This is a genomic window from Polynucleobacter aenigmaticus, from assembly GCF_002206635.1.
Lineage (GTDB): Bacteria > Pseudomonadota > Gammaproteobacteria > Burkholderiales > Burkholderiaceae > Polynucleobacter > Polynucleobacter aenigmaticus.
The window spans coordinates 32335-47332 of record NZ_NGUO01000009.1; the positions used below are offsets into that span (position 1 = coordinate 32335).

18 protein-coding genes are annotated in these 14998 nt (G+C 47.6%); 12 read left to right on the forward strand and 6 right to left on the reverse strand.

Annotated elements, in window-relative coordinates; translation table 11 throughout:
* The 7 genes from CBI30_RS05680 (at nucleotide 1) to CBI30_RS05710 (ending at nucleotide 5641) form a co-directional block, all read left to right on the forward strand.
* A complete protein-coding gene (locus tag CBI30_RS05680) occupies nucleotides 1-1026 on the forward strand; it encodes a substrate-binding domain-containing protein (protein WP_088527354.1) in 1026 nt (341 codons plus the stop codon).
* Between the two features lie 10 nt (nucleotides 1027-1036).
* A complete protein-coding gene (gene modA / locus CBI30_RS05685; protein ID WP_088527355.1) occupies nucleotides 1037-1810 on the forward strand; it encodes a molybdate ABC transporter substrate-binding protein in 774 nt (257 codons plus the stop codon).
* 119 nt (nucleotides 1811-1929) lie between these two features.
* Complete coding sequence (locus CBI30_RS05690) at nucleotides 1930-2169, forward strand: FeoA family protein (protein ID WP_088527356.1); 240 nt, start codon at nucleotides 1930-1932, stop codon at nucleotides 2167-2169.
* 2 nt (nucleotides 2170-2171) lie between these two features.
* Nucleotides 2172-4085, forward strand: a complete 1914-nt coding sequence (feoB, locus tag CBI30_RS05695; protein WP_088527357.1) for a ferrous iron transporter B — start codon at nucleotides 2172-2174, stop codon at nucleotides 4083-4085.
* Between the two features lie 87 nt (nucleotides 4086-4172).
* On the forward strand, nucleotides 4173-4565 hold the full coding sequence (locus CBI30_RS05700) for a c-type cytochrome (RefSeq protein ID WP_088527358.1): 393 nt from the start codon (nucleotides 4173-4175) through the stop codon (nucleotides 4563-4565).
* Nucleotides 4566-4594: 29 nt separating this feature from the next.
* The gene (locus tag CBI30_RS05705) at nucleotides 4595-4870 is read left to right on the forward strand and encodes a SemiSWEET transporter (RefSeq protein WP_088527359.1); all 276 of its coding nucleotides are present in this window, start codon (nucleotides 4595-4597) and stop codon (nucleotides 4868-4870) included.
* A 78-nt stretch (nucleotides 4871-4948) separates the two neighbouring features.
* Nucleotides 4949-5641, forward strand: a complete 693-nt coding sequence (locus CBI30_RS05710; protein WP_088527360.1) for a fumarylacetoacetate hydrolase family protein — start codon at nucleotides 4949-4951, stop codon at nucleotides 5639-5641.
* A 26-nt stretch (nucleotides 5642-5667) separates the two neighbouring features.
* On the opposite strand, the gene CBI30_RS05715 is transcribed toward CBI30_RS05710, so the two are convergent.
* The gene (locus tag CBI30_RS05715; RefSeq protein WP_088527361.1) at nucleotides 5668-6441 is read right to left on the reverse strand and encodes an enoyl-CoA hydratase/isomerase family protein; all 774 of its coding nucleotides are present in this window, start codon (nucleotides 6439-6441) and stop codon (nucleotides 5668-5670) included.
* Between the two features lie 74 nt (nucleotides 6442-6515).
* Between CBI30_RS05715 and CBI30_RS11170 the strand changes: the two genes are divergently transcribed.
* From CBI30_RS11170 to CBI30_RS05735, 5 genes are all read left to right on the forward strand, one after another.
* Nucleotides 6516-6674 (forward strand): DUF5993 family protein, encoded by a 159-nt coding sequence (locus tag CBI30_RS11170; protein ID WP_169711253.1) that lies wholly within the window; start codon nucleotides 6516-6518, stop codon nucleotides 6672-6674.
* 6 nt (nucleotides 6675-6680) lie between these two features.
* Nucleotides 6681-7244 (forward strand): disulfide bond formation protein B, encoded by a 564-nt coding sequence (locus tag CBI30_RS05720; protein ID WP_088527362.1) that lies wholly within the window; start codon nucleotides 6681-6683, stop codon nucleotides 7242-7244.
* An 18-nt stretch (nucleotides 7245-7262) separates the two neighbouring features.
* Nucleotides 7263-8270 carry a Bug family tripartite tricarboxylate transporter substrate binding protein gene (locus tag CBI30_RS05725; protein WP_088527363.1) on the forward strand — a complete coding sequence of 336 codons (1008 nt, stop codon included), beginning with the start codon at nucleotides 7263-7265 and terminating at the stop codon, nucleotides 8268-8270.
* Nucleotides 8271-8377: 107 nt separating this feature from the next.
* Nucleotides 8378-8887: a hypothetical protein gene (locus CBI30_RS05730; RefSeq protein ID WP_169711251.1), complete on the forward strand. Its 510-nt coding sequence runs from the start codon at nucleotides 8378-8380 to the stop codon at nucleotides 8885-8887.
* 35 nt (nucleotides 8888-8922) lie between these two features.
* A complete protein-coding gene (locus CBI30_RS05735) occupies nucleotides 8923-9402 on the forward strand; it encodes a glycine zipper family protein (RefSeq protein ID WP_088527506.1) in 480 nt (159 codons plus the stop codon).
* Nucleotides 9403-9419: 17 nt separating this feature from the next.
* Here the strand turns inward: CBI30_RS05735 and CBI30_RS05740 are convergent, their stop codons facing one another.
* The 5 genes from CBI30_RS05740 to trxA form a co-directional block, all read right to left on the reverse strand.
* Nucleotides 9420-10811: an MATE family efflux transporter gene (locus CBI30_RS05740; protein WP_088527364.1), complete on the reverse strand. Its 1392-nt coding sequence runs from the start codon at nucleotides 10809-10811 to the stop codon at nucleotides 9420-9422.
* Between the two features lie 3 nt (nucleotides 10812-10814).
* A complete protein-coding gene (locus tag CBI30_RS05745; protein WP_088527365.1) occupies nucleotides 10815-12542 on the reverse strand; it encodes an ArnT family glycosyltransferase in 1728 nt (575 codons plus the stop codon).
* 133 nt (nucleotides 12543-12675) lie between these two features.
* Nucleotides 12676-13023 carry a type B 50S ribosomal protein L31 gene (locus tag CBI30_RS05750; RefSeq protein WP_088527366.1) on the reverse strand — a complete coding sequence of 116 codons (348 nt, stop codon included), beginning with the start codon at nucleotides 13021-13023 and terminating at the stop codon, nucleotides 12676-12678.
* A gap of 146 nt (nucleotides 13024-13169) precedes the next feature.
* Nucleotides 13170-14432, reverse strand: coding sequence for a transcription termination factor Rho (rho, locus tag CBI30_RS05755; RefSeq protein WP_088527367.1), 1263 nt, complete (start codon nucleotides 14430-14432; stop codon nucleotides 13170-13172).
* Between the two features lie 233 nt (nucleotides 14433-14665).
* On the reverse strand, nucleotides 14666-14992 hold the full coding sequence (trxA, locus tag CBI30_RS05760) for a thioredoxin TrxA (RefSeq protein WP_062309025.1): 327 nt from the start codon (nucleotides 14990-14992) through the stop codon (nucleotides 14666-14668).
* Nucleotides 14993-14998: the final 6 nt, after the last annotated feature.

Below are 14998 nucleotides of genomic sequence, written 5' to 3' on the forward strand. Positions count from 1 at the left end.
ATGAGAATTCAGATCCGGCCTACCCTCGTTTTTGGTAATAAGAACGCTAAAGACCCGGCCGTTGTGGATTTGGTATGGCTGACCAGTCTTTTAAAGGATATCGAGCAGGGCAAGACTTTAATGTCTGCTTGCAAAAAGATGGGGCTTTCTTATAGAAATGTATGGCAAAAACTCAATAACGTTGAGCAGGCCTTGGGTTTTAAGTTAATGGATCGGGTGCGGGGTCATGGATCCCACTTATCCGAATATGCTAGATATCTGATTCAATTTACCGATGATTTTGATCAAAAGACAATCCGTTTAGGTCAAACCAGCCTATCTCACCTGGAAGAAGGCTTTGCTCAATTTAGAGTCAAGGCGAAAAAACAGTGGCGTCTTGCCAGCAGCAGTGATCCGATTATTCAGAAGGCGGTGATTGATATTGGCGGCTTTGAGTTAATTACCGCTGGTTCAGGCGAAGCATTAGAGCGTCTATTGAATTACGAGGTCGATATTGCGGGTTTCCATGTATCGGACCCGCAGAGCTCAAAAATTATTTCAAAGCGCCTGCAAAAAGAAGGAATGCAAATATTCCCAGTCATGAAGCGGGTTCAAGGATTGATGGTGGCAAAAGGTAATCCCCACAGCATCACTTCGACAAAAGATTTATTGCGCCCCAAGATCCGTTTTATCAATCGGCAGAAGGGGTCTGGAACGCGGCTGCTATTAGATACGCTTTTGATTAAGGAGGGTATGGACCCCCGCGCTATCAAAGGCTATGAGAATGAGGAGTTTACGCACTCCGCAATCGCCATGTCTATTTTGGCGAAGAAGGCAGACGTAGGTATGGGTGTTAAAAGTGTTGCCATCGAGAATGGTCTGGACTTTATTCAACTTAAGGATGAAATCTTTTTCCTGGCTATGGGCGAAGAGTTAAGTGCTAATAAAGATCTCGCTAAGCTTATTCGGAAAATTCGCGCGCTGTCTGGTCAGACCCCGGGCTATAAATCGATTGGACTTAAGAAGCAGATCCTGGGTTGGCTATAAACTATTCCTCATGTTAAAAATCATTTGCGCACTGGGATTTCTGGCCTGGAGTTTTGGGGCCTCCCTTTCTTATGCGCAACCAGTAACAGTCGCTGTCGCCAGTAACCTCAAGCCCGCATTTGAGGAGATCTATAAGGGCTTCAGACAGACTCATCCGCAAAGCAAAATCGTTCGGATTGTTTATGGATCATCGGGCAACCTTGCCAGTCAAATGAAACAAGGTGCACCGTATGATTTGTTCATTTCTGCAGACGAGTCCTATCCCTTGAAATTGGCAGAAGCTGGACTGACCCGTGACCGTGGGGTAGTTTATGCGGCCGGGCATTTAGCACTCATTACAAATTCTGCTGCCGGCTTTGTTTTAAATTCAGACCCAGAGAGTATTAAGGCTTTATTAAGAGGTTCCAAGAAGATCGCGATAGCTAATCCCGATTTAGCGCCTTATGGCAGATCCTCCGTTCAATATCTTCAGGCAATGAAGTTGTGGGGCGAGCTTCAGGAGAGATTGATATTTGCGGAAAATATTTCTATTGCGGCTGTTTATGTCAGTACGGGAGCTGTCAAAGTCGGCATTACAGCGCTATCTTTGGCAAAGTCGTCTGAATTGAGCTCAACAATTCAATATATCGCTCTACCCGATGATTTATATGCCCCCATTCGGCAACGCATGGTTTTAAAGCGCGATCCAGCACCTACTGCGGTCACGCTTTATGAGTATCTTCAAGGCCCTGTTGCTAAGCGAATCCTCGTACATAACGGTTACTCCATTCCCCAGCAGGACTAAGTCACCCCTTTTTTGTTTCATATCAAGATAGTCGTCGCTTAAATAGGCGATTATTGAGCTCCAATCTTTACCCTCGGAGAATGATAGTCATTCTCATGTGGGGATATAATGAGTTAATCATGAATCTTGAAGAAATCCTCCCGGGTATCAGAGCTCGCGTTAGTAAGATTGCCAATACAGGCAATCATCAGGAGGATATTCGCGGTCAACTCGAAGATATTGGTTTTCTGCCTGGCGAGCAGGTGGAGGTATTGCGCAAAGGATTTTTGGGTCAAGGCCCCATTTTGATCAGAGTTGGATCATCCACATTTGCTTTGCGAGAATCTGAGGCTCGAATGGTTGAGGTGGAAACACTTTAAGCATGTCTGAAGCGAAGATTCATTTCTTTCCAAGTGAGCCCTTAGTTGCCTTACTGGGTAACCCTAATTGCGGCAAAACGGCATTATTTAATTTGCTTACGGGAAGTCGCCAGAAGGTGGCTAATTACTCTGGCGTTACCGTAGAGAGAAAAGAAGGGCGCTTAACGCTCGAATCTCAAAAGGTGATTCGTATTTTAGATTTGCCTGGAGCATACAGTTTGTATCCACGCTCTTTGGATGAGCGAGTGACTTGCAATGTTCTCCATGGCAATGCGCAAGGTGAAAAGCGACCAGACCTCGTATTGTGTGTTCTCAATGCCATGAACCTCAGGCGTAATTTACGCTTGGTGTTGTCGGCAAAACGCCTAGGATTGCCCTGTCTCGTTGTCTTAAATATGGTTGATGTGGCGAAGCGCCAGGGTCTAGCTGTGGATGCGAAGGCTTTATCTCAAGAATTGGGATTGCCTGTAATTGCTACTGTCGGTATTCAGTCAGACGGTGCTGATCAGCTCAAGCAATATCTCAGTCAACTAGACTGGAAAAACTTATCAGCCTTATGTGCTAGTAATGTGGATGAGGGTGTTGAAACATCGACAGATCATACGGCTCATACTGAGTCTGATAACGTACAAGTGCATCACATTTTGCAGAATCTAGACTTAGATCAGATTATTCCAGATCGACTGAGTGACCGCTTAGATTCTGTATTGCTTCATCCGGTATTTGGCCCAGTCATTTTGGCAGCCGTTCTATTCTTTATCTTTCAAGCGGTATTTACTTGGGCAACCTTACCCATGGAGGCGATTGAAGTCGGAGTGGATTGGCTCGGGGCCTTATTCACCCAAATGCTGCCAAATAATTGGTTACGCAGTTTATTAGTTGACGGTATTTTGGCGGGCGCTGGTGGTGTACTGATTTTCTTGCCCCAGATTCTGATTCTGTATTTCTTCATTCTGATTTTGGAGGAGTCTGGATATCTTCCACGCGCCGCCTACTTATTAGATCGTTTGATGGGGCGAGTTGGTCTATCCGGTAGGTCTTTTATTCCACTGCTGTCTAGCTTTGCCTGCGCTATACCCGGGATTATGGCAACCCGTAGCATCTCTAATGCACGCGATCGTTTGGTCACAATTTTGATTGCGCCGATGATGACTTGCTCCGCGCGCCTTCCGGTTTATGCCTTATTGATTTCCGCATTTATTCCTGAGCGTAAGTTATGGGCGGGTTTAGATTTACAGGGCCTAGTATTGTTCTTGCTCTACGTTGCCGGCATCGCAGGTGCGATGGCCGTTGCGTGGATATTAAAGCACTTTACGAGTGAAAAATTTCAGCTCAATGCTTTGATGATGGAGTTGCCAAGTTATCACTTGCCACGTCTAAGTAATCTAGCGATTGGCTTATGGCAACGTGCAGAAATATTCTTGCGTCGTGTGGGCGGGATTATTCTCATCATGACGGTGTGTTTATGGGCGCTCTCTAGCTTTCCGCTTCCTCCAGAAAACGCTACTGGCTCACCGATTCAATACAGTATTGCTGGAATGATGGGTCAAGCTTTGGCTGTGGTCTTTGAGCCGATTGGCTTTAATTGGCAAATCAGTATTGCCTTGGTCCCCGGCATGGCAGCTCGAGAAGTTGTCGTGAGCTCTTTAGCCACGGTTTACGCTCTTTCTAACTCAGGCGTTGATGCAGCCGATGCTTTACTTCCTTTGATCACCAAGGGCTGGAGTTTGGCGACAGCCTTGTCTCTACTGGCTTGGTTTGTTTTTGCCCCGCAGTGCTTATCGACGATTGCAGCGGTGAAAAGAGAAACCGGTGGCTGGAAGATTCCAGTCATCATGCTGAGCTACCTTTTTGTTTTAGCCTATCTGGCAGCCTTCATTACTTATAGGGTTGCAAGCCATTTTGGTTTAGCTTAGGTCTAACTTAGTGCTAAGTTGGGCATACCTTTGAAAATTGAGATAAATTATTGCTAATAACAATTCACTATTCTTAATGTTGGCCATATGACTACATCCCTCCGCCCCTGGATTCTTGTTGCTGTTTCTGCTGTTAGCTTTGCCGCGTTTGCCGATCCTGGCGAAAATACCTATAAACAAGTTTGCGCAGCCTGTCACGGTGCCGGTGTTCTGAATGCGCCTAAGTTTGGCGATAAAACAAAGTGGGCACCTTTAATTGCTGAAGGGCAAGTCACATTAACTGCACACGCTTACGTTGGTGTACGCGCAATGCCTCCTAAGGGCGGCAATCCAAATCTGAGTATTGAGGGATTCTCTGATGCGGTTGCTTATATGGCTAATAAGGCCGGTGGCAACTGGAAGTCACCGGATGCAAAAACGCTTGTAGCTATCAATAAAGAAATTGAATCGCGAAAAGCCGGCTTAATTCAAAAGCAATAATCTCCATAGCAAGTGCGTATATCGCCCCAATGATTCTGCAGCCACATCAAATTGAGATCATCGGTTACTGCGCCGCCTTTCTGACGACAATTGCATTTCTGCCGCAAGCGATTCAATCGTGGCGCACCCGAGATCTCTCGGGGATTTCAGTAGGGATGTATAGCCTGTTTACTGCGGGCGTGGGTTTGTGGCTCATCTATGGCCTCATTATTGAAAAGTGGCCCCTGATTTTGGCCAATGCCTTGACCTTTGCTTTAGCACTGAGCATCCTGGTGCTCAAACTCCGTACCGCCAGTCCAAAATGACATCCATCCAAGTGATGTCATAATTAATTCACATATTATTTTTATTAAAAAACGAGACTCCAATTTGAAGGGCTATTCATGAGCACCGCATACGTTATTGATCCACCTACCGTTCCCTCACTTCCTGTGGTGGGCGAGGCCCGTCGCTTTGCAGTGAATCGCATTTATTGCGTTGGTCGTAATTATGCTGACCACGCACGCGAGATGGGTCATGATCCCGATCGTGAGCCACCTTTTTTCTTCATGAAGCCAGCGAACTCGATTGTGGCTGATGGCAAAGATATGGCATATCCCAATCTCTCCAATGATGTGCATCATGAGATTGAGATGGTGGTTGCTATTGGCAAGGGCGGCGCGAACATTCCGGCTGATAAGGCGCTTGAACATGTTTATGGTTACGGTGTCGGCCTAGATATGACACGCCGCGATTTGCAAGGCGAAGCTAAGAAGATGGGTCGCCCTTGGGACACAGGGAAGGCATTTGATCAATCCGCACCTTGTGCCGCTATTACGCCTGCTGCTCAGTGTGGTCATCCCAGCGCAGGTTCGGTCAGGCTATTAGTCAATGGTGAAGTGCGCCAGGAAGGTGACTTAAATCAGTTGATTTGGAATGTTCCAGACACTATTGCTTATCTCTCAACTCTATTTACTCTGGAGCCAGGCGATTTGATTATGTCAGGCACGCCTGCAGGTGTGGGTCCTGTGAAAAGAGGCGATGTACTAGAAGGAAGTGTTGAAGGCTTAACACCACTCAAAATCAAGATCGTTTAAATGGAATGATTGGCGTCAAGTAGCAACTACTTACCAAGCCACTTTGGCGAACGCCCCTCAAGGAAGGCATGAACACCTTCTTTGAAGTCAGCGCTGTTGTAAGTTTCCCTCATGAGCGCAGTGCAATCGGGAAGATTGCTCTCCATCAGGCGAGCTAAGGTGAGCTTGCTCGCTTTTTGTGTGATGGGCGCAAGCGCAGCTAACTTGACTGCCAAGGCATCAGTCACGCCGCCAATCTCTTCAGGCGAAGTAGTTTGATAGAGATAGCCTGAATTGAGTAACTCCGGTGCCTTGATCAGTTCTGCACTCAAGAGCATGCGTTTGACCATCGGTACACCTAAGTGACTAGCGATCCATGACAGATTGCTTGGCGATAGGCAGTTCCCCAAAGTCTTTGCCACTGGAATACCAAATCGAGCATCACTTGTGGAGATTCTGAAATCACATGCTGTGGCAATGAGCAAGCCACTACCAACAGCCAATCCCTCAATCAGTGCAATCGTTGGAATAGGTAAATGTTGCAAGGAATGAAAAATGGCATCTACAGAAACTTCATAAGCCTCATTCGTTTTCAGGTCAACAAACTGCTGAATATCACTACCAGAGACAAAGGCCTTGTCACCGGCACCTCTAAAAATTGCCACCCGAATTTCTGGCTTATTGGCTAAGTCATCGCAAATCTGTTTGAGCTCTTCATACATGGGCCAAGTTAAGGCATTGCGCGCCGCTGGATTATTAAAGGTAATGCGGGCAATAGATCCCTCTAGCTTTAGATCAATGCGGGGTGGGGTGGAGTTCATGGCTCATTCTATACAAAAGACCCTCCTAAACTCTTGTTTTTAGAGTCTAGATCGACCTGCGATAGAATTCTCCCATGTATATGTTTCTACCTTTCCTGACGGCCTTTATCGGTCTTGTCCTCGTGTGGTTTGAGAAGCGCCTGGCGGGTTTAGTGGTTCTTGCTATTACTGTTGGCATCTTGATGTTCTGGTTTCGTGTTCACGCTACCGACCATCTCAATATTAGTCTGTGAGGAAATGTGAGTAAGCATGACTTTCCCTCTCTAGCGGCTCTTGGTAATCAACTGGCTTTGGCGGCAATTATTGGCATGCTGTCCTATGCCTTTATTGATCAACTCTACTTTGGTGAGCTGCCTTGCCCTCTATGCTTGATGCAGCGCATGGGTTTTGTGATCATTGGTTTTGCGCTGGTGTTAAACATGCGTTGCGGTGCGCATTCAGCGCATTACGGGTGGGGCATCATCGGCGGCTTAGTAGGCATGATGGTTTCCTTGCGCCAAGTGCTTTTACATGTTTTGCCGGGTGATAAAGGATTTGGTGCCACCTTTCTAGAGCTTCATTTTTATACTTGGGCGTTTGTTGGGTATATTGGTCTGATAGCGGGTCTTGCTATTTTGCTGATGCTACCGAACCGTGATGTGCGTTCACGTTCACTGTTTGCTAACATCTTGGTGATCTTATTCATCACCATTGTTTTTGCAAACATAGCATCTACTCTGCTTGAGTGTGGCATTGGCCCTTGTGCTGATGATCCCGTTAAATACGAAGGATGGATTTGGTTGCGCACGCGTTTTGGTTTTTAATCTTGCGCCGGTGATCTCATGACTACCGTTTTAAAGGTGGCGAAGAGCTTAGCAATACTGCTAACTTGCCTTGTCTTCAATAGTGCTGCCCAAGCCCAAGCTAGTAATCCCATTAAGCCCAATATCGCTTGGCCTAAGCAAGCCATTAGAATTATTGTGACATTCACCCCGGGCGGTGCACCCGATATCTTGGCGCGCGTACTTGCTGAGGGTTGGCAGCGAAGTTTGGGCGTGCCAGTCCTCGTTGAAAATCGTCCAGGCTATGGTGGCAACATCGGCGCCGACGTGGTGGCCAAGAGTGATCCTGATGGCTACACCTTATTAATCGGTACGGTCGGAATTCATGCGATCAACGGTGCGCTTTATGACAAGATGTCATTTCATCCAATTAATGATTTCACGCCCATTAGTTTTCTAGCGAGCACACCGAATGTGTTGGTTGTGAACAAGAAGTTGGGTGTGACAAGCTTGCATGAGCTCATCGACTTAGCTAAAGCAAAGCCCAATGAGCTGACTTTCGGTTCATCTGGCATTGGCACTTCCTTGCATATGTCAGGTGAGTTATTCAAGGAGATGACCGGTGTACAGATTCGACACATTCCCTACAAAGGTAGGGCGCAGTCTTTGCCCGATCTCATCAGTGGCCGCATTTCCATGCTCTTTGACAATCTTTCTTCATCTTTGCCGCTGATCAAGGCGGGAGAGGTGCAGGCTTTGGCGGTAACCACCTTAAAACGCTCTCCAGCGGCTCCGGAGATTCCGACAATGGCAGAGCAAGGCTTGCCTGGATTTGAGGCAACCTCGTGGTTCTCGCTCATGGCACCGGCAAATCTGCCACCAGCCCTGCAAAAACGCTTAAATACCCTCACTCGCCAAACCCTGAATCAACCCGAAGTCAGAAATAAGCTCCTCTCAAGCGGTCTTGAACCCGCACCCGGAAGCCCCCAAGAGCTCTCCAAGTTGATCCAATCTGAAGCCAATAAATGGGGTAGAGTAATTTATAGATCAGGCGCAAAATTAGAGTAGTTAGCCTCTAAAGCGATAAATATTCTAATCAAAGCCCAATTCCTGTCAGCTTGGATTTGGATGAAGCGTTAAGGGTAGTAGGAGGCGACCAATTAATGGGGTCCACTATGAAATCAAGTCAAAAACACTTTAAATCAGTTATATGCAAAACAATTCTGACGCTCCTAGCGACGGCTGGTTTATGCGCGCTTGCCCCTGTGACAGCGCAAGCAGGTAATGTTGGTTGGGCTGTTTCAGTCGGCGGCGGTTACGGCGGAGGTTACGGCGGAGGCTATGGCGGCGGTTGGCGTCCAGCAGCTTACGGCCCAGGCTGGGGCGGCGGCTGGGGTCCTGGCTGGAGGGGTGGCTATTATGGCTCTGGCTATGGCTACCCTTATGGAGCTGGTTACTATTCACCACCAGTGGTGTATGCAGCTCCGCCCGTAGTTACTTATGCAGCACCGCCGCAGCCCTTGGTTTTGGCTTCTCAACCCCAACCCCCAGTTTGGTATTACTGTGAGGCGAGTGCGCAATATTTTCCTTATGTACAAAGTTGCGCATCAGGCTGGCAGACTCAGCCAGCGATGCCACCCTCCAGTACATCTAGCAACGCTGTACCTCGGCGTACTCAGCATTAATGAGATCAAAAGATAACGAGATTGAAGGATTCAATATGAAACGTGTTGTACTTACCCTAATCGCAATCAGCTCTTTGGCAGCTTGTGTCTCTGCACCAACTGGCCCAACCATCGCCATCATGCCGCGTGAAGGCAAACCTTTTGAGGTGTTCCAGCAGGACGACCAGCAATGTCGTGAGTTTGCTGCAAATGCAATTAAAGATACGAGTAATGCCGCGTTAAAAGAGGGTGCTACTAGTGCAGTGATTGGTGCTGCTTTAGGTGCGGCAGCGGGTGCAGTCATCCAGGGCGGCAGTAGTCAGAACATTGGAACTGGTGCTGGCATCGGTTTATTGGGTGGTGCTGCGATGGGCGCCATGAACTCTTCTGGGAAACAAAATCAAGGACAGGTTCAATACAACATTGCCTATCAACAGTGCATGTATTCCAAAGGCAATCAGGTGCCCAGTTATCCAACGCAGGGCGGTAATCCGAATTACGCCCCTCCTAACAGTGGCTTTAAACCTATCCAGTAAGTCAGATGGCTTGATGGTTAGACTTCGACCGGCGGATGCGTTTTCTCAAAGCGTGCCGCCGTTTTTCTAAAGAGGTAGAGTAGTAAGAGTGCTGCCAAGCCGAGGCTCATACTATTGCCGGCCCAAAAGCCATTGGCCCCTTGTAAAAATTCAGGAGTATTGCCCAGCACATTAAAGCCCATCAAGTAGCCACCACCTAAGCCAACGCCCCAGAGTGAGCCCGCATAAATCAGCATTGGCCAGAAGGCAATGCGATAGGCTCGCAGAATAAATGCCGCAGTAATTTGCAGGGCATCAAATACTTGGTAGAAGGCAATAAACAAAAAGAGTGGAATCGAAAATACTTTCACTTCTTCAGGTGGATCATAGAGATCGAGTAGGGTTGCCCTGAAGATCCACACCGCTACACCAATTGATACGCACAAAGTAGTTGTGAAGAAAACCGATGACCAGCCAATTTCTTCAGCGCGCTCTTGTTGGTTAGCGCCAATCGATTGAGAGACTAAAGTCATCGTCGCAATCGAAAGAGATAAAGGAACCATATAAATGACAGTACCCATATTGGCCACAATTTGATGTCCAGCCAAAGCAGTCGTTCCTAAGCGCGCAATAAACAGCGACATAAAGGTAAAAGATGTTACTTCAATCAAGTAACTAAAGCCTATCGGCGCACCTAATTTCAGGAGAGTCCAAATGCGATGCCAATTGGGCCAGCTAAAGTGCGCAAAGATCTTGAAGGGCTTGTAAAAACTATCAAACAGCACGAAGCCTAGAGTGATGATGAGCCAGAACCAATTGATGATGACAGTCGCCACAGCGCAACCTGGTCCGCCCATACCTTCGATACCGAAGCCGCCATATATAAATAAGAGATTAAGTGGCAGCTTTAAGCCCAGGCCAACGAGTTGCACCACGGTAATCACTACTGGTCTAGAGACGGCATTATGCAAAGCCATTAACACGCGCATCGCCATGCTGGCGGGCAATCCTATTGCGAGGATGTTGAGATAGAGCTTAGCTTTACCCTCGATATCGGGCGTGACTTGAGAGATTTCTAGTAAGTAGTCGGCATTGAGCAAGATTGCGCCGCCCAACAGAGTGAGGCCGACTGCAAGCCATGTCGCCTGCCGCACTTCTTCGCCAATGTCATTAAAGCGTTTAGCGCCAAAGAGTTGCCCGGCAATAGGCGCAAGCGCAGAGATCACGCCAGTCAGGCCAACATAGACGCTGATAAAAATAGCTGAAGCCATTGCCAGCGCTGCTAAGTCATCAGCAGAATAGCGGGCTGTCATGGCGGTATCCAAAACGCCGAAGGTAATCACTGCCAGTTGACCAATCAGTATTGGTCCGGCTAGCTTTAAAAGGGAGGCGACATCCCCGCGCAAGCGCGATAACTTAAAGTGCAACACGATTTATTCTTTACTGGCAGGAGTAATTTGGTAGAGGCGTAAACGCTCATCGCGGTCAGATGCGCGGCGATCTTCCCAAAGTAATTCAATTTTCTTTTTATTGAGGCTGGCGTATGCCTTTGCCTCAAGGGAGCTATGAGTCAGCATGAGATTGCAACTGGGATCATCACGTAGTGGCAGCTTAGTAAAGTAACTAAATGAGGCTAATTGGGCGGAGCCTAGGTTGCTGGTATCGATGCACCCTGGAGTGTTGGCAATAATGGTTTCCAAGCGATCGGACACATAGCGATATGTTTTAGCGTAATTAATCGTTGGCAACCAGAGTGTCATTAATAATACCCACATCAGTGTGGTGCCGGATGCAGAGATGATGAGGCAGCGCCAGATTTCTTTTGGAGCGCGAGACGTTCTCCAGCGAACGATGGCCAGCCATATTCCAGTAATGATGATGGCGACGATAAAGCCAATGTAATCAAATTGCGCCTGAAAACCTGGCAAGAGACGGGCTAAATTTGCGGCGGTTGTTTCTGGGTAGCCAGTGACCTTTGCTAGCCAAATAATCCAAATAGCCAAGGCGATTATGGTGAAACTAAACATCGCAAACCAGTCAATAAAACTAATCAAGTCGCGCTTGAGAATGGGCAAACTAAATGCAGCGATGATCGAGAGACTGGGAATCAAAATGATGAGGTCATGTTCATTGGCTTCTAGTCTGAACAAAACATAAATCAAACAAGCAGTAAACAAGCTGAGCGGAATGCAAAGGTGGGGTGCGCGCCATTGCCCCGCTTCTTTTGCTCGACCCCAGTGTGCGAGAGAGATGATAGCCAATGGCCAAACTGGCCAAGCATAGGCCCAGAAGTTGACGCTCAAAAATCCGAGTGACTCAATAGATGGGGTGGCTCGCATTTCTGGCATATTGCGCCAGCCTTCTTCAGCGATATGACGCCATTCAGGGGTGAGGTTGCCGAGATACCAAAGTGCCGGCCAAATTGCAAAGCCAATTAAACCTAATACGGTACTGGTTAACGTCCAACGAAAGCGCAACTTTGCATTACTAGCAATGACTGCAATGATGGTAGAGCTCACAATCAGCAAGCTGAGCGTGAGATTGCTAGAGAGGGCAACAATAGTAATTCCGAGGCCAGTCCATAGACCGCCTTGCCATGGTTTATCTAGACCGCGTACTGTGCCGTACAAGACAATACTGATACCCATGAGTTGCGCCATCATTGGCGTGGTCTCGTGCGCACGCTGGGCAAGACCAACGCAGGCCAAGAAAATGAGCAAAGCGCCATCAGCTAAAGTCATGCCATAGTTTTTGCGACCTGGTTGACCACCGACAGCAAGTGCCATCGGTTGCACCTCTTGGCGACGGCCCAATAGGTAGGTGGCATACCAAATTGCCACAGCAGATGCAAAGAAACAGACTGCAGAGTAAAGGCGTGCAGCATTACTCATGCCAATAAATGGCCCAAACAGATCCATGAGGGTGGCGCCTAGCCAATACGGGAAGGGTGAGCCTAAGGAGATATCGCGGCCAGCAAGATGCGGAACAATCCAATCGAGTGCCTGGCCGTGCCGCAGAGTCCACATGCCACCAAAGCCGATTGCATCCTCGTTCTTCCATGGATCACGTGCAAAAAGACCGGCGAGACCATAGACGATGGTCAACGCAAAAATAATGATGCGGGGAATCGAGGTAGTGGCGGCGGCGGTGAGTTTAACCATGCGTTAGGTAGCTCATTTGGGCAATACAAATTAGTGCAACTAAAACGGGTAATAAAAAAGGCAGCAAACGCTGCCTTGATTATCTCGCAGGGGGAGGGTTAATGCCCAATCCCTGTATTGAGTAAGCCTATTATTAAGCCTTCTTTTTAGCTGGCTTTTCAGCAGCTTTAGCTTCTGCAGCAGCAGCTTTTTTCTCAGCAGTCTTAGCGGCGCCATCACCAGTCGCCTTAGCAACTGCTTTAGTACCAAACTTCTGACGGAATTTCTCAACACGACCAGCAGTATCCATAATCTTCTGGGTACCAGTGTAGAAAGGGTGTGACTCAGATGAAGTCTCGATCTTGGACAGCGGATATTCATTGCCATCTTCCCACTTGATTGTCTCTCTAGTAGACATAGTGGAGCGAGTCTTGAAGCTGAAGTTATTAGAAACGTCTACAAAGACGATTTCACGATATTCGGGGTGAATGCCAGGTTTCATTATTAAGTCCTATTAGCAGGCAGCCGTTTGGGTCCGAAGACCTAAATACTTACCCAAGTTAAATGCAAATTATTAAAGCGGTAAAGGCGAAATTATGCCATGAAATCAACAACAAAGCGCACTTTTACCGTCTACGAAAGGCTAAATTAGCTGCCTTTACGCATCAAATCGAAGAATTCGCCGTTATTTTTGGTGGATTTGAGCTTATCAACAATAAAGTTCATCGCCTCAATATCGTCCATATCGGCCAATAATTTACGTAAAACCCAGATTTTCTGGAGGTTTTCTGCTTTAACCAGTAACTCTTCTCGGCGGGTGCCAGACTTGTTGAGGTTAATCGATGGGTAAACACGGCGTTCAGCTAAGCGACGCTCAAGGTGCACTTCCATATTGCCGGTACCTTTGAACTCTTCGTAGATGAGGTCATCCATACGGCTACCGGTTTCAATCAATGCGGTGGCGATGATGGTGAGTGAACCACCTTCTTCAACGTTACGCGCAGCACCAAAGAAACGTTTTGGACGTTGCAAGGCATTGGCATCCACACCACCAGAGAGTACTTTTCCAGATGAAGGGATCACGGTGTTGTAAGCGCGAGCAAGGCGGGTAATCGAGTCAAGCAAGATGATGACGTCTTTTTTCATCTCGACTAAGCGTTTGGCTTTTTCAATCACCATCTCGGCAACCTGAACGTGGCGTACAGCTGGCTCGTCAAAGGTCGAGGCAACAACTTCACCGCGAACAGAGCGCTGCATCTCAGTCACTTCTTCAGGACGCTCATCAACCAACAGCACAATAAGGATCGCATCCGGATTGTTTGCAGCAATGGCGTGAGCAATATGTTGCATCATCACGGTCTTACCAGATTTAGGTGAAGACACGATCAAGCCACGCTGACCATAGCCAATCGGGGAGATCATGTCGATGATGCGACCTGTTAAATTCTCTTCCGCTTTGATGTCACGCTCTAATTGAACCACGCGATTTGGGTGCAAAGGCGTTAAGTTTTCGAACATGATGCGGTTCTTCAAAGCCTCTGGAGGCAAACCGTTGATCTTGTCTACTTTTACCAATGCAAAGTAACGTTCGCCATCTTTAGGGGTGCGAACCTCGCCTTCAACGCTGTCACCAGTGTGCAGGTTAAAGCGGCGGATCTGTGCGGGAGAGATATAGATATCGTCCGGAGAAGCCATGTAAGAGGCATCTGGGGAGCGTAAGAAACCAAAGCCGTCAGGCAATACTTCCAAAGTACCATCACCGAAAACAGACTCGCCTTCTTTAGCGCGTTTCTTGAGGATGGCAAACATTAATTCTTGTTTACGCATCCGTTGGGTATTTTCAATCTCCAAGCTAGATGCCATTTCAAGCAGAGCGGATACGTGGAGTACTTTGAGTTCAGATAATTGCATGTGGTTCTCGGGTGTAGATAAGGGTATGAATGTGTTTTTGGGTATCGCTGTCTAGATGGTCATCAGACAGTTTTGGGGAAACGGAATTTTGGGGGAGTTTGCTAAAAAAGAGGGAGGAAAATTGCTAAAGAACGGGGCACTGAAAGTGCGTTGGAATGCTGATGAACTAGATACTACACTAAAAATAGCTAAAAACCACAGGCTCACCCAGTGAACCTGTGGTCAAAGATTATTTACAGATGACTATCAATAAATGCAGTCAACTGGGATTTAGCCAAAGCGCCTACTTTTTGAGCAGCAACAGTGCCGTTCTTAAAGAGGATCAAAGTCGGAATGCCGCGAATATTGAACTGGGCAGGAACGCCTTGGTTCTCATCGACGTTCATCTTTGCGATTTGGATCTTATCGCCGTACTCGCCAGCGAGTTCTTCGAGGATAGGGCCAATCATCTTGCAAGGGCCACACCACTCAGCCCAGAAGTCGAGGAGAACGGGTTTATCGGACTTGAGAACGTCTTGCTCGAAAGAAGCGTCAGTTACATATTTGATGCCGGCACTCATGAAAAT